A 24,526-nucleotide genomic window follows, 5' to 3' on the forward strand; every position below is an offset into this window, starting at 1 on the left:
ATTTGCAGAACAGCATCTCCAATGAGCAGCCAGGAAGAATCCGTACTCATCGATATCGCCCAGCTCAGGGTCGGCCTCTACATCAGTCTCGACCTCGGCTGGATGGACCACCCCTTCATCACCAACGCCTTCAAGATCAGCGACGAGGGCCAGATTCAGACCCTGAAACGACTCGGCCTCAAGCAGATTCGCTACTATCCGGCGAAAAGCAGCGCCACCCCGCTGGAGCGCACCAAGCCTGCCGCTCCGGCAAACCAAGAAGCAGAATCTCCCCAAGAAAGCACCGCACAGCCGACCGCGGAGGAACAGGCCGCACTCGAGGCCAAGCGCCTGCGCGTCGAACGCCTGCGCCAGCACCGGCAATCGGTGCTGAAGTGCGAAAAGATGCTGATGGAGAGCGTCAACACCATCAAATACATCAACCAGACGCTGTTCTCCCAGCCCAAGGAATGCGTGGCCAGCGCGGCCGCCCTGATCAACAAGATGGCCGACAGCCTGCTGACCGAGAAGGACGTGGCGATCTACGCCATGAACGACAAGGTGGCCGGCGAAGACGTCTACCACCATTCGCTCAACGTCTCGGTCCTGGCCATGCTCCTGGCCAAGGAGATGACCATGCACCGCGAGGAGATCCTGCTGGTCGGCATGGGCTCGTTGTTCCACGACATCGGCAAGACCAAGATCCCCGAAAACCTCCTGCGCAAGACCCAGCCGCTGACCAAGCCGGAGCAGAACTTCCTCGCCCAGCATCCAATCTATGGCGAGGAGATCGGCCGTGGACTGGGGCTGGCACCGGGGGTGATCGACATCATTCGCCACCACCACGAGACCATGGACGGCAGCGGCTACCCGGACCGGCTGGCGGGCGAGGCCATCAGCCGGCCGACCAGGCTGGTCGCCGTGGTCAACACCTTCGACAACCTGTGCAACCCGGTCAACCCGCTCAACGCGCTGACGCCCTACGAGGCCATCTCCTCGATGTTCGCCAAGCAGCGTCACCTGTTCGACGCGGAAATCCTGAAGTCCTTCATCCACACCATGGGCGTCTACCCGCCGGGTACCGTGGTCCGCCTGTCGAACGAGATGTGGGCCATCGTCACCTCGGTCAACACCAACAAACCGCTCAAACCCACGGTCGTCGTCTACGATGCCAGCATCCCCAAGGAAGAGGCCTTGCTCATCGACCTGGAACACGAGCCTGCACTCTCCATCAGCAAGACTCTGCGCCCCGCCCAGCTGCCGCCGGAGATATTCGACTACCTCAGCCCGCGCAGGCGCATCACCTACTATTTCGACGAGGCCAGCCCGAGCCCCAACCCGATGTGACGCTATGAGCCAAGCTGCGCTGATCGCCCGTGCCATGACCGACGCCTCCAAGGAGCTGCTCCTGGCGGTCGACCCCAGGCGGCTGGTCATCCTTGCGGCCAATCAACGGGCCTGCCTGGCCTTGGGCTATCCGGCAGCGGAGCTGGTAGGCCTGCCGATCCAGGCCATCGAGGATCAGCTCGCCGATCAGTTCTACTGGGAAGACGTCGCCCAGGGCCAGTTCACCCCGGCCAGCCTGGTCGAGACCGAATACCGCCGACGCGACGGCAGCAGCCTGCCGGTCGAGAAGGACATCAATTGGGTCGAGATCGACGGCGCAGCCTACATCGTGATCTCCGCCTCCGACATCACCACGCGCCGGGCCATGGAAGAGACCGCCGATCAGCTCGCCTCGCAGCTCAAGGCGACCTTCGAATCCGCGGCCGAAGGCATTCTGGTCACCCGCCTGGACAGCAGCATCGTCAACATGAACCACCGCTTCGCCGACATGTGGCGCATCCCCGACGCCCTGCTCGCGAACCGGGACGATGCCGCGATCCTGGCCCACATCATGCGCCAGGTCGCCGATCCGGCCGCACTCAAGACCCAGATCGACGAACTCTATAACGATCCCGACCTCAGTCGGGGAGGCACGATTGAGCTGGTCGACGGACGCGTGCTCAAGTATCAGTCCGGCCCCCAATACATGCACGGCCGGGCCATCGGCCGGGTCTGCAGCTTCGACGACATCACCAACATCGTCCGCTTCGAAAAGGAGCTGATCGCCGCCCGCGACCAGGCCTTGCAGGCCAACCGGGCGAAGAGCGATTTCCTGGCCGTCATGAGCCACGAGATCCGCACGCCGATGAACGGCGTCATCGGCATGACCGAACTGGCGCTCGACACCAAGCTGAGCGCGGAGCAGCGCGAATACATCGAGATGGCCCACAGCTCGGCCGAGGCCCTGCTGTCCATCATCAACGACATCCTCGACTTCTCCAAGATCGAGGCCGGCCGCCTGGACATCGAGCATATCCCCTTCCGCCTGCGCACCCTGCTGGGCGAGCTGATGAAGACCCTGGCCTTCCGCAGCGACCAGAAAGGCCTGGAGCTGATCCTGGACATCTCGCCCGAGGTGCCCGACGGCCTGATCGGCGACCCGACCCGGCTGCGCCAGATCCTGCTCAACCTGCTGGGCAATGCCGTGAAGTTCACCGAGGCCGGCGAGGTCGTCCTGTCGGTGGAACTGCTCGGGCGCGATGCCGATCACGCCAGGCTCCATTTCGCGGTGCGCGACACCGGCATCGGCATCGGCCCCGACAAGCTCGACACGATCTTCGATTCGTTCAGCCAGGCCGATGTCTCGACCACCCGAAAGTACGGCGGCACCGGCCTGGGCCTGAGCATCTGCCGCCGGCTGGTCGAAATGATGGAAGGCCGCATCTGGGCGGAAAGCCGGCCCGGCCAGGGCAGCCAATTCCAATTCACCCTGCAGCTGGGCATCGCCCCCGGTCTGATCGAACAACAGCCCAAGGCCCTGGCTGGGCTGTCTGCACTCATCATCGATGACAACCCCAGCGTCTGCCAGGTCCTCAGCCGCCTGCTCAATTCCTGGGGCATGAAGGCCCAGGCCCACACCAATGTCCAGGCGGCGGAGGCCGATGCCGAGCAGGCCAGCGAGGCGGGACGGCCCTATGATTTCCTGCTGATCGATGCCGCGATGGGCCGTCTTGACAGCTTCGCCCTCGCCGAACATTTTCGGGCGCATGCCTCGGTCACACCGGTGATGATGCTGCCGCCCACGCAGATCAAACTCAACCTCGACCGCTGCCGCGCCCACGAGATCGCCCACCACTTGATCAAGCCGGTGATCTGCTCGGCCCTGCGGGCCGCCCTGCTGGAATCGCTGGAGCTTGCGGTCGCCAAGCCAGATGTAATTGCTGGCAACACCGCCGCCGAATCGCCTCCCACCTGCCTGCGCATCCTGCTGGCGGAAGACAATGCGATCAACCAGAAGCTGGCCCTGAGCCTGCTGAAGAAGGCCGGCCACAGCGTGAGCGTGGCCAACAACGGGCGGGAGGCGGTCGAGCTCTGGCAGCAAGGCGGCCACGACCTGATCCTGATGGACATGCAGATGCCGGAGATGGATGGGCTTGAGGCAACCCGGAAGATCCGCCAGCTCGAACATGAACGCGGCGGCCATATTCCCATCATCGCCCTCACCGCCAACATCATATCCAGCGATCGCGAACGCTGTCTGCAGGAAGGCATGGACGGCTACCTGGCCAAGCCGATCCACCAGAAGGAGCTCTACGAGGCGATCAACGCCCTCGTCCGCTGAGCCTTCCCTAGCCGCGGGTGCCCTTCTGGATGAACTCGATCTTGTAGCCGTCCGGGTCTTCGACGAAGGCGATCACCGTCGAGCCATGTTTCATCGGGCCGGCCGGCCGCACCACCTTGCCACCCTTGCGGGTCACCTCCTCGCAGGCCCGATAGGCATCGTCCACCTCGATGGCGATGTGGCCGAAGGCGTTGCCCAGCTCGTACTTGTCCACGCCCCAGTTGTAGGTCAGCTCCAGCACGCTGTGTGAGTCCTCGTCGCCATAGCCGACGAAGGCCAGGGTGAACTTGCCGTCGGGATAATCCTTGCGGCGCAACAGCTTCATCCCCAGCACCTCGGTGTAGAAGGCGAGCGAGCGGTCCAGGTCGCCCACCCGCAGCATGGTATGTAGCATCCTCATGGTTGTCCCTTTCAGAATTGGAAATAGAACGCGCCATTGCGGCGCAAGCGGTCCTTGGCCGGCTCGAAGCCGGGGCAGAGCGCGGCCACCTCGCGCCAGAAGGCGCGGGAATGATTGGGCACCCGGATATGGGCCAGCTCATGGCAGATGACATAGTCGATCTCGGCCAGGCTGGCCTTGATCAGGCGCCAGTTCAGGCTGAGCACCCCGGTCGGCGACAGGCTGCCCCAGCGGCTGGTGGCGCCGGTCATGCGAAAACGCGGCATGCGCTGACCGATGCGCTCGACATGCATGGCCAGACGCTGGCGCAGCAAGGGCTCGGCCTCGGCCTGGTACCACTCGGTCACCACCTGCGGCACCGCCTCGATGCGGCCACCGACGATCATGCGGTCGGCCAGGGGAAAGACACAGGGCAGCGCATCCGGCGCCAGGCTCAAGGCACGCACCTGGCCCAGATAGGGCAAGGCCATGCCCTCGTGCCAGGCCGGATCGCGGCGCTGCGCGGCCTGCAGCCGCTCGCGCAGCCAGGCGGCGTGCTGGGCGACGAAGGCCTCGATGCGCCAGAGCGCCATCCGCCACGGCGCATTCACGATCACCTCGCCCGCCTCGCTCACCTTGAGGGCCAAAGTGCGGCGGGCGGAACTGCGCTTGAGGGTGTAGGCCACCAGTTCACCGCCCAACCGCAGTTCGCGCTGTTCGGTCTCGCGCTGGATGACGCGGCTACGCAGCATGGGGCAGGGTTTTCATCTGGCCTTCGATCCAGGCCTCGGTCTCGGCCAGCACCTCGGCCGGCTTGCGGCCCTCGGTGGCGATCGGCGGGCCGATACGCACGGTGATGGTGCCGGGCCGCTTGAGGAAGGCATTCTTAGGCCAGACCTCGCCGGCATTGTGCGCCACCGGTACCACCGGCACCCCGACCTTGGCCGCCAGCCAGGCACCGCCGATCTGGTAGCGGCCGGTCTGCCCCGGCGGCATCCGGGTGCCCTCGGGAAAGATCAGCACCCAGAAGCCCTGCTCCAGGCGGCGCCGGCCCTGTTCCTCGATCTGGCGCAGGGCCTCGCGCCCGGCCGCGCGGTCGATCGCGATCGGGCTGAACAGGGCCAGCCCCCAGCCGAAGAAGGGAATGAAAAGCAGGCTGCGCTTGAGGACGAAGGACAGCGGCGGAAAGATCTGCTGGAAGGCGATGGTCTCCCAGGCCGACTGATGCTTGGACAGGATCACGGCCGGACCGGCGGGCAGATGTTCCAGCCCTTCGACCCGAAAGCGGATGCCCAGCAGCACCCGCGCCAGCCAGATGACGAAGCGCCCCCAGAGGGCGATGAGCCGGTAGCGGGCGAGCCTGGGCAAAGGCGCGGCCAGCAGGATGACGAGGGCGAACAACACCGTGAAACCCGCCTGGATGGCGGCGAAAAGCAGACTGCGCAGCAGGATCATATTGAGCCTATTTCCGTTGGAAACACACCCCGTGGTTGCCTGCGGGCTGCAGTGCAAGGCGCGGGGGCGAAGTGTAGTCATTCTCCACGAGCCACCCGCAACGCGGCAATGCACCCTGAAGGGCATAAACGCCCGCAGGCAGCCGGCCCTTCGGGTTGCGCCGCTTGTCGATGGAATGACCATCGACTGCGCGACGCGCCTTGCATTCATCCGATCCTGATCTCAACACGGAGTATGTTTCCTACCGAAACAGGCTCTTACTTGAGCAGGGCTTGAACGGCATCGGCCAGATTGTCGAAGATGCGTACCCCGGCCGGCAACTCGCCGCTGGCCAGGGTCTTGCCGCCCTTGCCGGTGCGCACCAGGATCGGCGTCGCCCCGGCCTCGGCCGCCGCCTGCATATCGCGCAGGGCATCGCCGATCGCCGGCACGCCTTTCAGATCGATGTGATAGCGCTGGGCGATCTCCTGGAACAGGCCGATCTTGGGCTTGCGGCAGCCGCAGTGGGAATCGGCCGGATGCGGGCAGAAGAAGATGGCCTCGATGCGGCCGCCGGCCAGGGCCGTCAGCTTGTGCATCTTGGCGTGGATGGCGTTGAGCGTGGCCATGTCGAACAGGCCGCGGCCGATGCCGGACTGGTTGGAAGCCACCACCACCCGGAAGCCGGCCTGGTTCAGCGCGGCGATCGCCTCCAGGCTGCCGGGAATGGGCTTCCATTCATCGGGGCTCTTGATGAACTGGTCGGAGTCGTAATTGATGACGCCGTCGCGGTCGAGGATGACGAGTTTCATGGCGGGCATGCGGCTGCAACTTGGGCTATTTTGATCGCTGTGCCGACAAGCCTCAAGCGGTGACGAGCCCTGAACTCATCACCCGGTTGCGCCCGGCCTGCTTGGCCGCATGCAAGGCGCTGTCGGCCCGGCGCATGAGCATGCCGAGCGAATCACCGGCCTGAGCCTCGGCCACGCCGATGCTGACGGTGAAGTACAAAGTGGCATCGACCAGGTTGACCGGCGTCTGCTCCAGCAACTGACGCAAGCGCTCGGCCCGCTCCAGGGCATCGCTCAGGCCGACGCCAGGCAGCAACACGGCGAACTCCTCGCCGCCGACCCTGGCCAGCCATTCCGTGCCTTGCAGCCAGCCGCGACTGGTCTGCATCAGGGTGCGCAGCACCTCGTCGCTGCGGACATGGCCGTAACGGTCGTTGATCTGGCGGAAGTGGTCGATGTCGAGCAGTAGCAGACAGACCGACTGGCCCTGCCGGCGAGTGCCGACCAGCTCTCGTTCCGCCTGGTCGAAGAACTGCCGGCGATTGGCCGCACCGGTCAGATCGTCGCGCAAGGCCATTTCCCGCAACTCCACCTCCAGCCGCTGGCGCGCTGAGATCTCGCTCGACAGCCGTTCGTTCGCCTCGCGCAGGGTCGAGGCGGTGCAAAACTGCTCGCGCAGCATCTTGTTGAAGCGATAGACCGTGATGCCGCCCAGCAGGTTGATCACCGCCATCAACAGCAGCAGGGTGAAGACGAAATTGGCCGCCATGTCGAAATGGGTGAGCACCTGCCAGAGAAAACCGGCCGTGCCGAGCAGGCCCATGCCGATGGAGAGGGCGAAGCGGTTGGGCACGAAGACGTAGACGCCGAGCAGCATGGCCATCATGCTCATACCATGCCAGCCGGGCGAAAACGGCCGGTAGGGAATGATCAGGACGAAGGCGCAAAGGGCGGTGAATACCACCACCGAGGGGATCATGCCGTTGACCAGCTGGGCGGCGAAGCGCCGGGCGGAGAAGGCGGCGGCCAGGCCGAACAGGCTGACCGCCAGGCGGGTGAAGAAGACGATGCCGTACTGGCCGCTCGCCCCCATGTTCAGGTAATCGGTGATGGTGAAGACGAAGAACACCAGGGCGGCGACCATCAGCGCCAGGTGGGTCGCCCTCGCCCAGGCCGGCTCGATGTCGGCCCGGAAGGCCGCCTCGATGTCCGGGTCGACGAACTCAGCGGTCCAGGGTGAGATGCTGCGGTAATCGCGCTCGCTCGCCATGGCCGCCGCCTCGGCTTATTTTCCCGACAACTGACCGATGTCGGCCACGCAGTTCATGGTGCCGGCCAGGCCGGCCAGCAGGGCGAGCCGGTTGCTGCGCACCAAGGGCTCGTCGACCATGACCATCACCTCGTCGAAGAAACGGTCCACCGCGGCGCGCAACCCGGCCAGCGCCTTGAGCGCCCCGGTGTAGTCGAGCCCGGCCAGGGCCGCCTCGACCTTGGGTTTGACCGCCAGCCACTGCTCATACAGGCTGCGCTCGGCGCCGTCCTGCAACAGAGTCAGCTCGACGTTGCCGGCCTGGGCCTCGGCCTTCTTCAGGATGTTCTGGATGCGCTTGTTGGCCGCGGCCAGGGCCTCGGCCTCGGGCAACTGGCGGAAGGCGCGCACCGCAGCCAGCTTGGCCGGCACATGGTCGATGCGCCGGGGCTGCTGCACCAGCACCGCCTCCACCTCGTCGGCGCTGTAGGCTTCGCGCAGATAGACGCGCAGGCGATCGAGCATGAACTGGAACACGTCGAGCGCCACGCTGTCGGCGATGAGGCCGCTGGCGAACTGGGTGCGCGCGCTCTCCAGCAGGGCCATCAGGTCCAGCGGCAGCGCGCGCTCCATCAGGATGCGCAGCACGCCGAGCGCGGCGCGGCGCAGGGCGAAGGGGTCCTTGTCGCCGGTCGGGGCCAGGCCGATGCCGAAGATGCCGACCAGGCTGTCGAGCTTGTCGGCCAGCGAAACGGCCAGGGCGATGTTGCCCTCGGGCACCGCATCGCCGGCGAACCTCGGCTTGTAGTGGGCCTCGATGGCATCGGCCACCTCGGCCGGCTCGCCGTCGTGCTGGGCGTAGTAGCGGCCCATGATGCCCTGCAGCTCGGGGAACTCACCGACCATGTCGGTCAACAGATCGGCCTTGGCCAGCCAGGCGGCGCGCTCGGCCAGCTCGGCCTGGGCGCCGAGCTGGCGCGCGATCTCGCCGGCCAGCTTCTTGATCCGCTGCACCCGCTCCAACTGCGAGCCGAGCTTGTTGTGGTAGACCACGTTGCCCAGGCGCTCGACCCGCGAGACCAGGGGCTTTTTGCGGTCCTGGTCGAAGAAGAACTTGGCGTCGGCCAGGCGCGGGCGCACCACCCGCTCGTTGCCGCCGATCACCTGCGAGGGATCGGCCGGCGAGATGTTGGAGACGATGAGGAACTGGTTGGTCAGCCGGCCCGCGGCATCCAGGAGCGGGAAATACTTCTGGTTCGCCTTCATGGTCAGGATCAGGCATTCCTGCGGCACTGCCAGGAACTCCTGGTCGAAGCGGCCGAGCAGGACATTGGGCCGCTCGACCAGGGCGGTCACCTCGTCGAGCAGGGCCTCGTCCTCGATGGCCTTGACCCCGCCGCCCAGCTTGGCCGCAGCCGCCTGCAACTGGCGGGCGATCTCGGCCCGGCGCTTGGCGAAGCTCGGGATCACCGCGCCTTCGGCCTCCATCTGCGCCTCGTAGCTGTCGGCGTCCCTGATCGAAAGGGTCGGTGCGGCGGCTTCGAAGCGATGGCCCTGGGTGGCGCGGCCGGCCGTCAGACCGAGCACGGCTACCGGCACCACCTCGGCACCGTGCAGGGCGACCAGGCCGTGGGCGGGGCGCACGAAGTTGACCGATGTCCAGCCGTCACTCAACTGGTAGCTCATCACCTTCGGGATGGGCAGCTTGGCCAGCGCCGCGTCCAGCGCCTTCTGCAGACCTTCGGTGAGGGTTGCGCCCTTGACCACGGTATCGAAGAACAGGGTCTCGGCCTTGCCGTCCATGGCGCGCCGGAGTCGCGGCACCACGGCGGCATCGAGGCCGAGCGCGGCCAGCTTCTTGAGCAGGGCCGGCGTCGGCGCGCCATTGGCGTCGAGCGCCACGCTGGCCGGCATCAGCTTCTGCGCCACCGGCTTGTCCGCCGCCTGGGCGGCGACGTTGGAAACATGCACGGCCAGCCGGCGGGGCGAGGCATACGGTGTCGCCCCGCTGTCGGCCGCCAGCAGGCCCTGGGCCCTGAGCGATTCGAACAAGGCGCCGGCAAAGGCCTCGCCGAGCTTGGCGAGCGCCTTGGGCGGCAGTTCTTCCACGAACAATTCAACGAGAAGGTTTTTCATGCTCATGCCGCCTTCTCCGCGATCTTCGCCAGCACTTCGTCGGCCCAGGCCCCGGGCGCCATGGGAAAACCCAGACGCGCGCGCGACTCCAGATAGCTCTGGGCAACGCTCTTCGCCAGATTGCGGATGCGGCCGATGTAGGCGGCGCGCTCGGTCACCGAGATGGCGCCGCGGGCGTCGAGCAGGTTGAAGGTGTGGCCGGCCTTCAAGACCTGTTCGTAGGCGGGCAGCGCCAACTTCTGCTCCATCAGGTGCTTGGCCTGGCGCTCGTGGGCATTGAAGGCGGTGAGCAGGAATTCCACGTCGGAATGCTCGAAGTTGTAGGCCGACTGCTCGACCTCGTTCTGGTGGAAGACGTCGCCATACTTCACGCCGGGCGCGTAGTCCAGGTCGAACACGTTCTCCACGCCCTGCAAGTACATGGCCAGGCGCTCCAGGCCGTAGGTGATCTCGCCGGTGATCGGCTTGCAGTCGATGCCGCCGACCTGCTGGAAATAGGTGAACTGGGTGATCTCCATGCCGTTCATCCAGACCTCCCAGCCCAGACCCCAGGCGCCGAGCGTCGGGTTTTCCCAATCGTCCTCGACGAAGCGCACGTCGTTGCTCTTGAGATCGAAGCCCAGCGCCGCAAGCGACCCGAGGTACAGCTCCAGGATGTTCTCCGGCGCCGGCTTCAACACCACCTGGAACTGGTAGTAGTGCTGCAGGCGGTTGGGGTTCTCGCCATAGCGGCCGTCCTTGGGCCGGCGCGAAGGCTGGACATAAGCCGCGCGCCAGGGCTCGGGGCCGATGGCGCGCAGGAAGGTGGCGGTATGGCTGGTGCCGGCGCCGACCTCGAGGTCGTAGGGCTGAAGCACCACGCAGCCCTGCTCACCCCAGAATTTCTGCAGGGTGAGGATGATGTCTTGGAAATAAGGCATGAAACTCGGCCGAAGGGTTGGCAAACGGGTTGATTTTACAGGATTCCCGGATTCAGCCGCGTGGAATGACCAGCCTGGCCGTCAGCCCCCCGCCCTCGCGCCCGGCCAGCTCGATGCGCCAGCCGTAGGCATCGGCCAGCTGCCTGGCGATGGCCAGGCCCAGGCCGCTGCCGCCACCCGCCTGGCTGCGGGATTGCTCCAAGCGGTAGAAGGGCCGGAACACCGCCGCGCGTTCCGCCTCGGGGATGCCGGGGCCGCGATCGCACACCTCGATCACGGCCTCACGCTCGGCGCAAATGAGCTGCAAGACCACGGGCTGATCGGCACCATAGCGCAAGGCGTTTTCCAGGAGATTGCCGACGATGCGGCGCAGGGCCAGCTCGCCCACCGGCACCACACACGGGCCGGCCGGCTGCCACTGCACGCGCTCGGGCGCGCTTGCCGCCTGCGCCAGCTCGGCCAGGACGCCGTTCAGATCCAGCGCCTGCGCCGGCTCGACCTGCAAGGCGCGGGCGAAGCCGAGCATGGCGTCGATCAAGCGATTGATCTCGGCCAGGTCGCCCTCCATGCGCGCAATGAGTTTGGCGTCGGCGCCTTCAACCATGGCCAGGGCCAGGCGCAGGCGGGTGAGCGGCGTGCGCAGGTCGTGCGAGATGCCGGCCAGCAAGGTGGTGCGGTTCTCCAGCAAGGCCTGGACCTCGGCCGCCATTTGGTTGAAGGCGCGGGTCAGCTCCTGCCACTCGACCGCGCCGGTTTCCGGCAACAGCGCCGGCAGCCGGCCCTGGCCGACCTCGGCGGCCGAGGCCGCCAGACGCTTCAACCTCAAGCCGGTGCGCCGGACCATGAGCAGGGCGACCAGGGCGGTGAGCAAGGCGCCGACGAAGAGGATGCCGGCCGCCGCCAGCGGCGCCTGCAACTGGTAGTTCTTTTTGAGAAAACCGATGCGCAGCAGATTGCCGGCCAGGCGCAGCTCGACCCAGGACCAGGCCGGGTCCGGCCCCTGCTTGAGCGCGATGGCCTGGCCGGTGCGGCGCTGCAAGGCGGCCTCCAGCCGGTCACCGAAGAGGCTGGCTGGCTCCATCGTGTCCAGCGGCCGATTCACCGCGCCCAGTTCCAGGTCGTGGCGCAACGCCAACTCCAATTCGTAGTCGTCGCGGGTCTGCGGCGGCAGCTCCACCCAGGTCTGCGCCGCCAGTTCGATGCGCGCGGCCAGGTCCTCGGCCGAACGCCGGGCCAGAGGCTCGACCACGCTGAACCAGACCACCGCCAGTGCCATCAGCTGCACCCCGGCGAAGGCGGCAAGCAGTGCCGCCGCGGTGCGGCCGAACAGGGTGCGTGGGATCCAGCTCAACCCTTGCCCTTCGGCGAAAACAGATAGCCCTGGCCCCACACCGTGCGGATGTAGACCGGGTTGGCCGGGTCGTCCTCGATCTTCTTGCGCAGCCGGGTCACCCGCACGTCGATGGAGCGGTCGAAGGGGTCGCGTTCGAAGCCCTTGAGCCAATCCACGATCTGGTCGCGCGAAAGCGCGCGGTTGGGGTGCTCGACGAAGATCTTGAGCAGGGTGAATTCGGCCTGGGTGAGCGGAATCTCCGCGCCGTCCCGGCTCAGGCGCTGCGCCGCGAGATCGAGCCGGAACGGGCCGAACTCGGCCTGCTCGGGCGGCGCCTTGTCGGTCTGCGCCTCGCCCCGGCGCAGCACGGCGCGGATGCGGGCCAGCAGCTCGCGCGGATTGAACGGCTTGGGCAGATAGTCGTCCGCCCCCACCTCGAGGCCGACGATGCGGTCGATGTCCTCGCCCCGGGCCGAGAGCATGATCACCGGCAGGCCGTGGGCGGCCTTGAGCTGGCGGGTGAGCGACAGGCCGTCCTCGCCCGGCAGCATCAGGTCCATCACCACCAGGGCGGGCAGCCGCTGCTGCAGGCGCTCGGTCATCTGCCTGCCGTCGCCCGCGGTGGCCACCGCATAGCCTTGCTGGGCAAGGTAATCCGCCAGCAGGTCGCGGATGCCGGCGTCGTCGTCGACGATGAGGATAGGAGTCGGATTTTCCATGGCTGGCCTGTTTGTTTGCGGATGATAGACGATCGCATGGTAGGCCCTCATTACCCCGCCAAAATGGCCGCGTCACAACTTGTTACAAATTGCCCGGGCGCGGAAACGCCCAGGGACGCGGCTCGGGCCTAAGCTGCGAAGCGTGGATCAGGAGAAATGCCATGAAACCGTTTTCCCGACTTGGACTGCTGCTCTGCCTCGGCCTCATGGCCGGGCCCGCCCTGGCCGAGCGCCCGCATGACGGCGAAGACAGCGTCCGGCAAGGCCGGCTCTGGCTGGCCCAGATGACGCCCGAGCAGCGCGAACGCCTGCGCGAACGCTGGGAGCGCACCTCGCCGGAAGAGCGTGCCGCCATTCGCCGCGAATTGCGCGAGCGCGTCCAGAACATCCCGCCCGAGCAGCGCGAGCAGGTCCGCAACCGCCTGATCGAACGCATGCAACCGGCCAGGCAGGAACGCGAGCGCCCGCAGGAGGCGGAGCCACCCCGCAACGGCTTCGGCCAGGGCTTCGAACACCGGCGCGAGCGCATGGACTGGTCCGACCCCGGCGCCGATCGCCCCGGCGGCCGCGGCCGGCAACGCTAATCGATTCACTTGAATTCACTGGAGGACACCATGTCGATCAAGCAAACAACCCTGGGCCTGGCCATCGCCGCCGGGCTGATCGCGGCCACGCCTGCGCTGGCCGACAAACGCCATTACGACTACGCCCAGGTCGTGGCCAGCACCCCGGTCTACGAGCGGATCAATACCCCCCGCCAGGAATGCTGGTCGGAGCGCGTCGGCTATGAGACCAGCCGCGAGCGTTCCTACGCCGGCGCCGTCATCGGTGGCATCGCCGGCGGCATCCTGGGCAACCAGGTCGGCGGCGGCAGCGGCAAGACCATCGCCACCGCGGTCGGCGCCGCCACCGGCGCCATCGTCGGCGACAACATCGACAACAGCGGCCCGATACGGACCAGCCGGCGGCCGGTCTACGAAGAGCGCTGCCGCAGCGTGGACGACTGGGACCGGCGCCTGGTCGGCTACGACATCATCTACCGCTATCACGGCCGTGAATACAGCACCTTCACCAGCCGCGACCCCGGCCGCAGGATTCGCGTCAGCGTCCAGGTCGAACCGGAAGACGACTGATCCGCGTCAAGCGGCCCGGCCTCTGGCACACCAGAGGCCGGGCTGTTACATTCGGCCCAAAGACAGAGAGATGCTTTGGGCGTGTTGAAGAAAATCGGTTTGACCTGTTTGTTGCTGGCCTGGGTACTGCCGGCGGCAGCTTCGCTGGAAAAAGACTTCGTCGCCGCGCGCGAGGCCTATGCCAAGGGCCGCATGGAGCGCTTTACCGCCATCGCCAACAAATTTCCCAAGGACCACCTGCTCGCGCCCTATCTGCGCTACTGGCAACTCAAGAGCAACAATCCCTCGATCGAGGCCATGCAGGCCTTCATCCAGCAGCACCCGGACACGCCGCTGGCCGACCGCATGCGCCAGGAGCTGCTGCACAAGCTGGGCGAGACCGGCGATTGGCGCAGCGTGCTGCAACAGACCGGGCTTCTGGTGAAGGGCAATGCCGAGACCCAGTGCCTGGGCCTGCGCGCCCGCCTGGCCCTGGGCGAACCCAGCGCCGAGAAGGAAGGCGCCGACTTCTACCGCGCCGCGCGCGACCTGCCCAGCGCCTGCGACCCGCTGTTCGCCCAACTGTTCGCCCGCAGCGCGCTCACCGAGGAGGACCGCTACACCCGCATGCGCCACGCGCTCGAGGCCAACAACCTGCGCCTGGCCCGCGAGCTGGACAGCCAGTTGCCGGAAGACCAGCGCATGCAGGCCGATGCCCTGAACCGAGCGCAAAAGGCCCCCGAAGCGCTGGTCCGGGCCGATTCCAACCGCCGCGCCCAACGCGAGGCCGCGCTGTACGCCCTGGCCCAGGTCGCCAAGAAAGACCCGGCCGCTGCCGCCCAACTGTGGGAGGCCGAGCAGGAGGCCTATCCGGAAGGCGAGCGCAGCTATGGCTGGGGCGTCATCGCCATGGCCGCGGCGCGTCAGCATGAGCCCCGCGCCATGGAGTGGTATGGCCGGGCCGGCGAACGCCTGAGCGAGGAACAACGGGCCTGGAAGATCCGCGCCGCCCTGCGCGCCGGCCGCTGGCTCGACGTGCTCTATGGCATCAACGGCCTGCCCGAGGCCAGCCAGGCCGAGCCGACCTGGCGCTACTGGAAGGCGCGGGCGCTCAAGGCGCTCAACGCCACCGCCACCGCCAACGCCCTGTTCGCCCGGCTGTCGAGCGAATTCCACTATTACGGCCTGCTCGCCGCCGAGGAACTGCCCGCCCGCCTGGAGGCCCGGCCGACCGATCACAACCTGACGCCGGACGAACTGGCCGAGGCCGAGGCCCGCACCGGCCTCAAGCGCGCCCTGCTCCTGCGCAAACTCGATCTCAACATCGACGCCGTGGCGGAATGGGACTGGGCCCTGCGCGGCTTGAGCGACCCCCAACTGCTGGCGGCGGCCGAACTGGCCCGGCGCGAGAAGTGGTACGACCGCGCCATCCTCACCGCCGAAAAGACCCGCGACATCCACAACTTCGACCTGCGCTACATGACGCCCTACCGCGACCTCGCCGAGGCCTACGCCAAACGCAACGACCTCGACCCGGCCTGGGTCTACGGCCTGATGCGCCAGGAATCGCGCTTCATGGACTACGCCCGTTCCGGCGTCGGTGCCATCGGCCTGATGCAGATCATGCCGGCCACCGCCCGCTGGATCGCCGGCCAACTCGGCCTCAACAAGCACAAGGCGCCGAGCGAGGTGAAGGAACCCGAGACCAACATCAAATACGGCACCTATTACCTCAAGCGCATCTATGCCTCACTTAGCGAGTCGGCCGTGCTTGCCTCGGCCGGCTACAACGCCGGCCCCGGCCGGGCGCGCAAATGGCAGGCGGAGAAACCGCTGGAGGGCGCCATCTACGTCGACAACATCCCGATCCTGGAAACCCGCGACTACGTGCGCAAGGTCATGGCCAATGCCGTGTTCTACAGCCAGCGCTTCGGCAACCCCAACAACAGCCTGAAGGCACGGCTGGGTACCATTCCGCCGCGGTCGAATGCGCCTATCGTCGACGAGGCGGCGCCGCAGCCGGAGTGATTCGGGTGGGGTGCTCGATCCAGTTGGTTTTCTAAGCCGTGATGCAGGTTCACATGAGGCCGTTGGCCGGGGCCGCCCGGCAGCGGGCATACTTTCTTTGCTCGTGCAAAGAAAGTAGCCAAAGAAAACGAGGTTTCAGTGAAGGCTAATGCCCGCGCATGCGGGCGTTATGCCGGAACTAAAGCACGCCCCGCTTCGCCGGCCTTCGGCTTCCCGCTCTTGAACCAAATGATTGGGCGGCTGCGTAACTCGCCCTTCGGGCTCAGACAGTACTCGCCGACTGCCCCCAATCATTTGGCTCAAGATCGGCGGCTCAGAGAGGGCCGAAAAAACAAACCTAAAAACCAAACCCAGAGAGTTGGCGCAAGGCGCCGACTCTCTCTAAAAAAAACATTCCCGCTTGCGGGAATTCAGCGCATTATTTGACTTGCCAATCCCCTCTGACGCCGCCGGTGACGCTGGCGTCATGTAGGGTAGCCAAAGGCCGGCGAAAGCTGTCTGAGCGAAGCGAGTTCTTTCGCCGCCTGCATGACGCCAGCGGCGCCGGGGTTTCGGCGGAAGCGGGGCGACCTTCTTTTGGTTACTTTTAGCTCCGACTAACATGCTTCGCCTGTAAGTCTGCGCTGAAGCCTTCGGCTTTCTTGGTCGAGCAAGACAACGAAGTTGCGGCGAAGGCTCATGCCCGCAAAGCGGGCGTGATGCCGTAGCCAAAAGTAACCCGCTGCCGGGCGGCCCCGGCCTACTAGCCCAAGTGAACCCACTGTACCAATTAATCAGTCGTTACCCAGCCCAAGATCACTACCGATCCCGGTAAACCCACCCCCGCCGAATCCCCCACTTCTCCAACTCCACACCGAAGAACAACACGCTCGACAAGACCAGACAGAAGCCCAGCTCGGCCGCACTGAGCGGCGCGGTCTTGAAGATCGGGTTGAGAACGGGCAGGTAGAGCGCCGCCATCTGCAAAGCGAAGGTGAGCAGCACGGCGGCCAGCAGCGGCCGGTTCGACAGCGGCCCCTGGCGGAAGAAGCTGTCGCGCTCGGAGCGGATGGCCAGCACGTGGCCCATCTGCGACAGGGTCAGCACAGTGAAGACCATGGCCTGCCAGTTCGGGCTGCCGTGGGCGATGGCCCAGGCCTGGGTGAAGAGACAGACCCCGCCCATGAGCAGGCCGACCCACAGGATATGCAGCCAGAGGCCATGGGCGAAGATGCTTTCCTTGGGATGACGTGGCGGCCGCCGCATGATGCCGCGCTCGGCCGGTTCGGCGGCGAGCGCGAGCCCCGGCAGGCCGTCGGTGACCAGATTGATCCAGAGGATGTGGATGGGCAGCAAAGGAATGGGCAGGCCGATGAAGGGGGCGAGGAAGAGGGTCCAGATCTCGCCCGAGTTGCTGGTCATGGTGTATTTCACGAACTTGCGGATGTTGTCGTAGATGCGCCGGCCCTGTTTGACCGCGGCGACGATGGTGGCGAAGTTGTCGTCGAGCAGGACCAGGCTGGCCGCCTCGCGCGCGACATCGGTGCCGATCCTGCCCATGGCCACGCCGATGTCGGCCGCTTTCAGCGCCGGCGCATCGTTCACCCCGTCGCCGGTCATGGCGACGAATTCGCCCCGCTCCTGCAGGGCCTGGACGATGCGGAGCTTCTGCTCGGGGTCGACCCGGGCGTAGACCCGGATGTCTGCCACCCTGCGCTCGAACTCGGCCGCATCGAGCCGCGCCAGTTCCGGTCCGGTGATCACTTCGCCATCGCCGTCGAGGATGCCCAGCTCGCGGGCGATGGCTTGGGCGGTGGCCGGATGATCGCCGGTGATCATCACCGGCGTGATGCCAGCACTGCGACAGTCGAGCACGGCCTGCCGGGCCTCGGGTCGCGGCGGATCCTGCAAGCCGGCGAAGCCGAGGAAGTCGAGATCGCGCTCCAACTCGACCGCATCGAGCGCCGCCGGCAGCGTCTCCAGCCGCCGCCAGGCAAAGGCCATGACCCGCAGGCCGGCCGCGGCCATCTCCTCGAGCACGGCCTGGGCGTCGGTCGGCAGGCTGCGGCAGAGCGGCAGCAGGGTTTCCGGTGCGCCTTTTACCAACACGAGAAATCCCCCTCCCTCGCCCTCCCCCGCAAGCGGGGGAGGGTTGGTTTGGGGAAAACGATGCGCCGTGCTCATGCGCTTGCGCACCGCGTCGAACGGCAGCTCGGCCACGCGCGGCAGGTCGTGGTCGAGCCGGCGCTTGTCCTGACCCTGCGCCAGCGCCGCCTGATACAGCGCCAGCTCGGTGGCATCCCCTTGCACCCTGCCATCGGCGCCGAAGCGGCAATCGTTGTTGAGCGCAAGCGCCCGATAGAACGACTCGGCATCGGCGGCCGGGCGCCAGGTCCGGGCCACCTGCATCCTGTTCTGGGTGAGGGTGCCGGTCTTGTCGGCGCAGATGTAGGTGACCGAGCCCAGGGTCTCCACCGCGGGCAGCCGGCGGATCAGGGCCTGCTGTCGCACCATGCGCCGGGCACCGAGCGCGAGGGAAATCGTGACCACGGCCGGCAGGGCCTCCGGGATGGCGGCCACGGCCAGACTCACGGCAGTCAGGAACATCAGGGTGATGTCGCCGCCGCGCGCGACGCCCGCGGCGAACAACATGGCGCACAGGCCAAGCACGCCCCAGGCCAGGCGCCGGCCGAAGTCGGCCAGACGCTTTTGCAGCGGGGTGAGCGGCTCGCCGCCCGAGAGCAAGGCGGCGATACGTCCCAGCTCGGTGGCCGTGCCGGTCGCCACCACCAGACCCAAACCCCGGCCGTGGCTGACCTGGGTGCCCTTGTAGGCCATGTTGGCGCGCTCGGCCAGGGCGGCCGCCCCGGGCAAGGCCGCCGACGACTTGTCGACCGGATGCGATTCGCCGGTCAGCGCCGCCTCCTCGCAACGCAAGGCGGCCACCTCGCTCAGGCGCAGATCGGCCGGTACCACGTTGCCGGCCTCCAGCCGCACCAGATCGCCCGGCACCAGTTCACTCGCATCGAGCACGAGGTCCCGGCCATCGCGAATGACCGAGGCCTGCGGCGCCGCCATCCGCTTCAATGCCGCCATGGCGCGCTCCGCGCGATATTCCTGGACAAAGCCGATCAGGGCGTTGAGCAGGACGATGACCAGGATGGCGAGTGCATCGACCGGCTCGCCGGCCAGGCCGGAAACGACCGCGGCCGCGATCAGCACCAGGATCATGAAATCGCTGAACTGGCCCAGCAGCAGGCGCCACGGTCCGCGCCGGACGGGCTCCGGCAGCCGGTTCGGGCCGTGACGGCGCAGGCGCCGCGCCGCTTCGGCCGAAGTCAGACCGCGCCGGCTGTCGCTTTGCAGGGCCTCGGCCGTCGCCTCGACGCTGGAACCATGCCAGAGCGGCGTCTCGCCGGGATCAGGCGCCGGGGCCATACATCAGACTGACGATGGCGAAATAGGTCAGCAATGTCAGCACGTCCTGGATCACCGTGGCGAGCGGACCGCTGCCGAAGGCCGGATCGCGCTTGAACTTGGTCAACAGCCAGGGCAGCACCAGACCGATGGTGGTGGCCAGACCGCCGGCGACAAACAGGGAGGAGGCGACGGCAAGGGCGAGACGCGCTTCGCCGAACACCAGCCAGACCGCGGGAAAGGTCAGGCCGCCGAGAACCAGGCCGATGATCAGGCCGGTGCGCAGTTCGCCCGCCAGCAGGCGGGTGATGCCGATGTGCGACAGCGAGATGCCGCGCACCGCCACCGCCTCGGTCTGGGTGCCGATGGCATCGGCCAGATAGACCAGGCCGGGCACGAAGAAGGCCAGGGCCAGCTTCTCGTTGAGCGCGGCCTCGAACCGGCTCATGACGAAGGTGGCCAGCATGCTGCCGATCAGGCCGACGATGAGCCAGGGCAGACGGTCGCGCGCGCGCCGCATCGGCGGCGTGTCCAGCGCCCGGCGGGCGATGTTGGTCTCGCGCCGGATGCCGGCCAGGCGCTGGATGTCCTCGACGTGCTCGTGGCGCAGGATGTGCAGCAGCGCCTTGGCCGGCACCACGCCGAGCAGGTGCCGCCCGTTGTCGACCACGGGCACGCTGTTCAGGCCGAAGTGCAGGGCGATGGAGGCGACCTTTTCCTGGTCTTCGCTCGCCAGCACGGCGGGGCTGGTGCGCATGACCTCGCGCATCGTCGTCTCCGCCGGCAGCCGGAACAGCTCGGCGAAGCTCAACACGCCCAGCAGCTTGTCGTTGTCGTCGACGATGCAGACGATCTCGGTGTCGTCCAGCTCGCGCCCGGCCAGATCGCTGCGCACCTGGCCGATGCTGTGGTCAGGCCCTGCCCGCTGCACCGCCGCGGTCAGGTGTTGGGCCGCGTCTTCCTTATGATGTCTGGCTTGCGTCACCGGCCGTCTCCAATTGTTCGATCAGCTTGCGCACCGGGGTGGGTAGCGCCGCCTCGCGCGCCTCGGCCAGGGGCAGCCATAAACGGCCCGGTTCATTCATCCTAGCCGGCCGCCGGGCGACCTGGAGCGGCTGGGGCCGAATGTGCAGGCGGAAATGGCTGAAGGTATGGGTGAGTCTGGGCAGCGGCGACAGGGGCCGGACCTGCAGGCCAAGGCTGTGCGCGCAGGCGGCGGGGTCGGCCTCGACCGGGCATTCGGGCAGGCTCCAAAGCCCGCCCCAGATACCGCTGGGCGGCCGCTTCTCCAGCAGGATCTCGCCGGCGTGCAAACAGAGCAGCATGGCCGTGTGCCGCTCGGGCAGCGCCCTGCGCGGCCGGGCGGCGGGCAGCTCGCCCTGGCGGCCCTCGCGCTTGGCCACGCAGTCGTCGCTGAAGGGACAGGCCGCGCAATCGGGCCGGCTGCGCCGGCACAGGGTGGCGCCCAGGTCCATCAGCCCCTGGGTGTAGACATCGATCTCGCGCTCAGGTAACAGATCTTCGGCCAGGGTCCACAGGCGGCCCTCCACGGCCTTTTCGCCCGGCCAGCCTTCCACCCCGAACAGCCGGCAGACCACCCGCTTCACATTGCCGTCGAGGATGGCGCGCCGCTCGCCGAAAGCGAAGGCGGCGATCGCCGCCGCGGTGGACCGGCCGATGCCCGGCAGGCACATGATCCGGTCAAACTCGCGGGGGAACACGCCGCCGAAATCCTGCACGATGATCTTGGCCGCCCGGTGCAGGTGGCGCGCCCGGCTGTAATAGCCGAGGCCGCTCCAGAGCGCGAGCACGGCGTCTTCCGAGGCGGCCGCCAGGGCCGCGATGTCGGGCAGGCGATCGAGGAAGCGCCGGTAATAGGGGATCACCGTCTCGACCTGGGTCTGCTGCAACATGATCTCGGACAGCCAGATGGCATAGGGGTCGCGGCTTTGCTGCCAGGGCAGGTCGTGGCGGCCATATCGGCGTTGCCAGGCGATGAGGCGGGAGGCGAAGGGTTTATCCATCAAACCAATATGCCACAATCGCGCCATGTCGGAACAAACCCTGACCACCCGCAACCACGACCGCAACCGCGCGGGGATGACTTATGTCTACCCCGTGGTTTCGCGCCGGGCCGGCGGCGTCTCGGTCGGGGTCAATCTCAACCCGAACAATGCCTGCAACTGGCGCTGCATCTATTGCCAGGTACCCGATCTCGCCCGCGGCGGGCCGCCGCCGATCGACCTGAGACTGCTGGAGGCCGAACTGCGGCGGATGCTGACCGACATCGTGCAAGGCGATTTCATGGCCCGGAACGTGCCAGCGGAGATGCGCCGTCTGAACGACGTCGCCCTCTCGGGCAACGGCGAGCCGACCAGCGCGGTGGAATTCGCCGAGGTCGTGAGCCTGATCGGCCGCGTGCTGGCGGAGTTCGGTCTGCTGGGCAAGATCAAGCTGGTGCTGATCACCAACGGCAGCCTGGTGCACAAGCCTCATGTTCAGGAGGGCCTGCGCCGGATGCAGGCCTTGGGCGGCGAGGTCTGGTTCAAGCTCGATCGCGCCACCCGCGAAGGCATCCGCCAGATCAACAACGCCGAGCTGGAACCGGAACGGGTCTACGCCAATCTGAAGACGGCCGCCGGGCTCTGCCCGACCTGGCTGCAGACCTGCCTGTTCACCCTGGACGGCGAGCCGCCGGCCGAGGCGGAGCTTGCCGCCTATCTGGACCTGCTGGCGCGGGCGAAGGCGGAGGGCGTGCCGCTGCATGGCGTGCTGCTCTACGGCCTGGCCCGGCCCTCGACCCAGCCGGAGGCCGGTCGCCTTGGCCGGCTGCCCAAGGCCTGGCTGGGCGCCTTCGCCGATCGCATCCGCCAACGCTGCGGTCTGACGGTAAAAACCAGCCCCTAAGACCTTTTGCTATATGGGTTTTTTCTGTTAACCTAGGGCCACTTGCTGCCTTCGGCAGCCGTTTTTTTGATAGCGGCCAGCCGGTCGTTCAGGGAAGACAATAAGCTCCAATGTTCATCAAAAAGCGTCTGGTTCTTCTCCTCGCCTCAATCCCGATGTTCGGCGTGGTCGCCGCCTTCGGTCTGGCACCGGATACCGTCACTGAGGACATCGCTCAGGAAACCTGGAGCCAGGCGCTGACGCTGCCCGCCCCCGCCCTGACCGACAGCGGCAGTTTCGACTTCTGGCGCGAGGAGCGCATCGGCTCCGGCGAAACCCTCTCCCACCTTTTGCAGCGTCTGGGCGTGGCTCAGGAAGAAATCAGCGCCGTGCTGACCGCCAGCCGCGAAACCAAGGCCCTCGGCCACCTCACCGTGGGCCGTACCGTCCTGGCCCGGGTAACCTCGACCGGCCGCCTGATCTCCCTGCAATACTTGCCGACCGAAGACCGTCTGATCACCCTGCAACGGGTGAACAACAGCTTCCGCATGCAGGAATCCGCAATCAAGCCGACGATCCAGCAGGTCACCCGCGGCGGCGCCATCGACGGCTCCCTGTTCGGCGCCACCGATGCCGCCAATGTACCGGACAGCGTTGCCTCCCAGTTGGCAGAGATCTTCTCCAGCGACATCGACTTCCACCGCGACCTGCGCAAGGGCGACCGCTTCTCGGTGATTTACGAGAGCTATACCTACCAGGGCAGCACGATCAAGACTGGGCGGCTGCTGGCCGCCGAGTTCATCAATGGCGGCCAGAGCTACCGGGCCTTCTATTTTCGCGACCCCAAGGGCCGCGACGGCTACTACACTACCAGCGGCCAGAATATGCGGCGTGCCTTCCTGAAGTCGCCCATGCCCTTTACCCGGATTTCGTCGGGCTTCTCCAACGCCCGTTATCACCCGGTACTGAATGAGTGGCGCGCTCATCGCGGCATCGACTATGCCGCCCCCACCGGCACGCCGATCCGCGCCGTGGCCGATGCGGTGGTCAGCTTCTCCGGCCGCCAGGGCGGCTATGGCAACTTGGTGGTGCTCAACCACCAGGGTCCATACAGCACCGCCTACGGCCACCTCTCCCGCTTCGCCAAGGGCGTCAAGCGCGGCAGCAGGGTCAGCCAGGGCCAGGTCATCGGCTACGTGGGCAGCACAGGCCTGGCCACCGGCCCGCATCTGCACTACGAATTCCGGGTCAACGGCGAGCAGAAGAACCCGCTGGCCCTGAAGCTGCCGAACGCCTATCCGCTGGCCGCGCAATACCGCAACCTGTTCGTGAACACGATCCAGCCGCTGGCCGCTCGCCTGGACATGTCGCGCAACAGCCGCACCGCCTTCCTGGATTGACCCCCCTGCAGCAAGACCTGTTCATCGGCCTCATGTCGGGCACCAGCCTGGACGGGGTCGATGCCGTCGTCGTCTCGCTGCAATCGACGCCAACCCTGCTGGCCACCCACGTGTTGCCTTATCCCGATACCCTGCGCCAGGCCCTGCTCGCCTTGCATGAGCCTTCGGACAACGAACTGGACAAGGCGGCCCGCCTGGCCAATCAACTGGCCGACCTCTATGCCGAGACCGTGCATCAGCTCCTGGCCAAGGCTGAGCTGCCGGCCTCGGCCATTCGCGCCATCGGCTGCCATGGCCAGACGGTGCGGCACCGGCCGGCCGACGGCTACACCCTGCAACTGGTCAACGCAGCCCGACTGGCCGAACGCTGCGGCATCACCGTGGTGGCCGACTTCCGCAGCCGTGACATCGCCGCCGGCGGCCAGGGTGCCCCGCTGGTGCCGGCCTTTCACGCCGGCATCTTCCGCCAGGCGGGGCAAACCCGGACCATCGTCAATATCGGCGGCATCGCCAACTTGACCTACCTGCCCGATGCCGGCCCGGTCTTGGGCTTCGATTGCGGCCCGGGCAACATGCTGATGGATGCCTGGGTGCAGCGCCACTGGTACCAGCACTACGATGAGGGCGGCCTGCTCGCCAGCCAGGGCGAGATTCTGCCCGGCCTGCTCGAACGCCTGCTTAGCCACCCCTTCCTGCACGCCGTCCCGCCGAAGAGCGCCGGCCGCGAGGAATTCAACCTGGCTTGGCTTGACGGCCTGCTGACCGGCCACGAGGTGCCGGCCGACGTGCTGCGCACCCTGCTCGAATTGACGGCGGAAGCCATCGTCCAGGCTATTCGGCAGCACTGCCCGGACACCCAGGCGATCTATCTTTGTGGCGGTGGCGCCCACAACCGCATGCTGCAGTCGGTCCTGACCCGCAAGTTGAAGGACATGAAGCTGGGCAGCACCGACGAGCTTGGCGTCGGCGTCGACTGGGTGGAGGCCATGGCCTTCGCCTGGCTCGGGGCCCAGGCGTTGGAAGGCAAACCGGGTAACCTGCCCGAGGTGACCGGCGCCGCCGGCCCCCGGGTGCTAGGTGGTATCTACCCGGCCTGA

The 24,526-nt window shown here is 66.9% G+C and carries 20 protein-coding genes; 8 read left to right on the plus strand and 12 right to left on the minus strand.

The genetic code is table 11. From position 1 onward, the window contains the following. Positions 1-21: 21 nt before the first annotated feature. Together EL388_RS09390 and EL388_RS09395 are read left to right on the plus strand one after the other, a co-directional pair. Entirely contained in the window at positions 22-1,326 is a 1,305-nt protein-coding gene (locus EL388_RS09390; protein ID WP_126462849.1) for a cyclic di-GMP phosphodiesterase, read from the plus strand. Positions 1,327-1,330: 4 nt separating this feature from the next. Next, positions 1,331-3,646, plus strand: coding sequence for a hybrid sensor histidine kinase/response regulator (locus tag EL388_RS09395; RefSeq protein ID WP_165919113.1), 2,316 nt, complete (start codon positions 1,331-1,333; stop codon positions 3,644-3,646). Between the two features lie 7 nt (positions 3,647-3,653). On the opposite strand, the gene gloA is transcribed toward EL388_RS09395, so the two are convergent. The 9 genes from gloA to EL388_RS09440 all read right to left on the minus strand — a co-directional run bounded on the left by gloA (position 3,654) and on the right by EL388_RS09440 (position 12,607). After that, positions 3,654-4,046, minus strand: a complete 393-nt coding sequence (gloA, locus tag EL388_RS09400; protein WP_126462855.1) for a lactoylglutathione lyase — start codon at positions 4,044-4,046, stop codon at positions 3,654-3,656. A gap of 11 nt (positions 4,047-4,057) precedes the next feature. Next, positions 4,058-4,777: a M48 family metallopeptidase gene (locus EL388_RS09405; protein ID WP_126462858.1), complete on the minus strand. Its 720-nt coding sequence runs from the start codon at positions 4,775-4,777 to the stop codon at positions 4,058-4,060. Beyond that, entirely contained in the window at positions 4,767-5,480 is a 714-nt protein-coding gene (locus EL388_RS09410) for a lysophospholipid acyltransferase family protein (RefSeq protein WP_126462861.1), read from the minus strand. The genes EL388_RS09405 and EL388_RS09410 overlap by 11 nt, the downstream gene beginning before the upstream one ends. Positions 5,481-5,737: 257 nt before the next feature. Further along, positions 5,738-6,271: a D-glycero-beta-D-manno-heptose 1,7-bisphosphate 7-phosphatase gene (gene gmhB / locus EL388_RS09415; protein ID WP_126462864.1), complete on the minus strand. Its 534-nt coding sequence runs from the start codon at positions 6,269-6,271 to the stop codon at positions 5,738-5,740. Between the two features lie 52 nt (positions 6,272-6,323). Beyond that, a complete protein-coding gene (locus tag EL388_RS09420; protein ID WP_126462867.1) occupies positions 6,324-7,520 on the minus strand; it encodes a GGDEF domain-containing protein in 1,197 nt (398 codons plus the stop codon). Positions 7,521-7,535: 15 nt separating this feature from the next. Continuing rightward, entirely contained in the window at positions 7,536-9,641 is a 2,106-nt protein-coding gene (gene glyS / locus EL388_RS09425; protein ID WP_126462872.1) for a glycine--tRNA ligase subunit beta, read from the minus strand. Further along, the gene (gene glyQ, locus EL388_RS09430) at positions 9,638-10,555 is read right to left on the minus strand and encodes a glycine--tRNA ligase subunit alpha (protein ID WP_126462875.1); all 918 of its coding nucleotides are present in this window, start codon (positions 10,553-10,555) and stop codon (positions 9,638-9,640) included. Before glyQ ends, glyS begins: the two co-directional genes overlap by 4 nt. A gap of 52 nt (positions 10,556-10,607) precedes the next feature. Next, positions 10,608-11,906, minus strand: coding sequence for an ATP-binding protein (locus tag EL388_RS09435; protein WP_126462878.1), 1,299 nt, complete (start codon positions 11,904-11,906; stop codon positions 10,608-10,610). Next, on the minus strand, positions 11,903-12,607 hold the full coding sequence (locus EL388_RS09440; protein ID WP_126462881.1) for a response regulator: 705 nt from the start codon (positions 12,605-12,607) through the stop codon (positions 11,903-11,905). Before EL388_RS09440 ends, EL388_RS09435 begins: the two co-directional genes overlap by 4 nt. Before the next feature lie 161 nt (positions 12,608-12,768). Here EL388_RS09440 and EL388_RS09445 point away from each other — a divergent pair, with 161 nt between their 5' ends. From EL388_RS09445 to EL388_RS09455, 3 genes are all read left to right on the plus strand, one after another. After that, positions 12,769-13,191, plus strand: a complete 423-nt coding sequence (locus EL388_RS09445; RefSeq protein WP_126462883.1) for a DUF3106 domain-containing protein — start codon at positions 12,769-12,771, stop codon at positions 13,189-13,191. A gap of 30 nt (positions 13,192-13,221) precedes the next feature. Beyond that, positions 13,222-13,740, plus strand: coding sequence for a glycine zipper 2TM domain-containing protein (locus tag EL388_RS09450; RefSeq protein ID WP_126462886.1), 519 nt, complete (start codon positions 13,222-13,224; stop codon positions 13,738-13,740). A gap of 99 nt (positions 13,741-13,839) precedes the next feature. After that, complete coding sequence (locus EL388_RS09455) at positions 13,840-15,747, plus strand: lytic transglycosylase domain-containing protein (RefSeq protein ID WP_126462889.1); 1,908 nt, start codon at positions 13,840-13,842, stop codon at positions 15,745-15,747. Positions 15,748-16,545: 798 nt separating this feature from the next. Here EL388_RS09455 and EL388_RS09460 read toward each other — a convergent pair. Genes EL388_RS09460 through mutY form a run of 3 tightly spaced genes read right to left on the minus strand, consistent with a single transcriptional unit; the run spans position 16,546 to position 21,167 of the window. Further along, the gene (locus EL388_RS09460; RefSeq protein ID WP_126462892.1) at positions 16,546-19,164 is read right to left on the minus strand and encodes a cation-translocating P-type ATPase; all 2,619 of its coding nucleotides are present in this window, start codon (positions 19,162-19,164) and stop codon (positions 16,546-16,548) included. Next, a complete protein-coding gene (locus tag EL388_RS09465; protein ID WP_126462895.1) occupies positions 19,148-20,128 on the minus strand; it encodes a magnesium transporter in 981 nt (326 codons plus the stop codon). The genes EL388_RS09460 and EL388_RS09465 overlap by 17 nt, the downstream gene beginning before the upstream one ends. Next, entirely contained in the window at positions 20,106-21,167 is a 1,062-nt protein-coding gene (gene mutY / locus EL388_RS09470; RefSeq protein WP_126462898.1) for an A/G-specific adenine glycosylase, read from the minus strand. Before mutY ends, EL388_RS09465 begins: the two co-directional genes overlap by 23 nt. Positions 21,168-21,192: 25 nt before the next feature. On the opposite strand from mutY, the gene EL388_RS09475 reads away from it, so the two are divergent. The 3 genes from EL388_RS09475 (at position 21,193) to EL388_RS09485 (ending at position 24,526) form a co-directional block, all read left to right on the plus strand. Beyond that, a complete protein-coding gene (locus tag EL388_RS09475) occupies positions 21,193-22,050 on the plus strand; it encodes a radical SAM protein (protein WP_126462901.1) in 858 nt (285 codons plus the stop codon). A 110-nt stretch (positions 22,051-22,160) separates the two neighbouring features. Further along, positions 22,161-23,429: a M23 family metallopeptidase gene (locus EL388_RS09480; RefSeq protein ID WP_126462904.1), complete on the plus strand. Its 1,269-nt coding sequence runs from the start codon at positions 22,161-22,163 to the stop codon at positions 23,427-23,429. 5 nt (positions 23,430-23,434) lie between these two features. Then, positions 23,435-24,526 (plus strand): anhydro-N-acetylmuramic acid kinase, encoded by a 1,092-nt coding sequence (locus EL388_RS09485; RefSeq protein ID WP_126464069.1) that lies wholly within the window; start codon positions 23,435-23,437, stop codon positions 24,524-24,526.

The sequence above is a fragment of the Sulfuritortus calidifontis genome, from assembly GCF_003967275.1.
Lineage (GTDB): Bacteria > Pseudomonadota > Gammaproteobacteria > Burkholderiales > Thiobacillaceae > Sulfuritortus > Sulfuritortus calidifontis.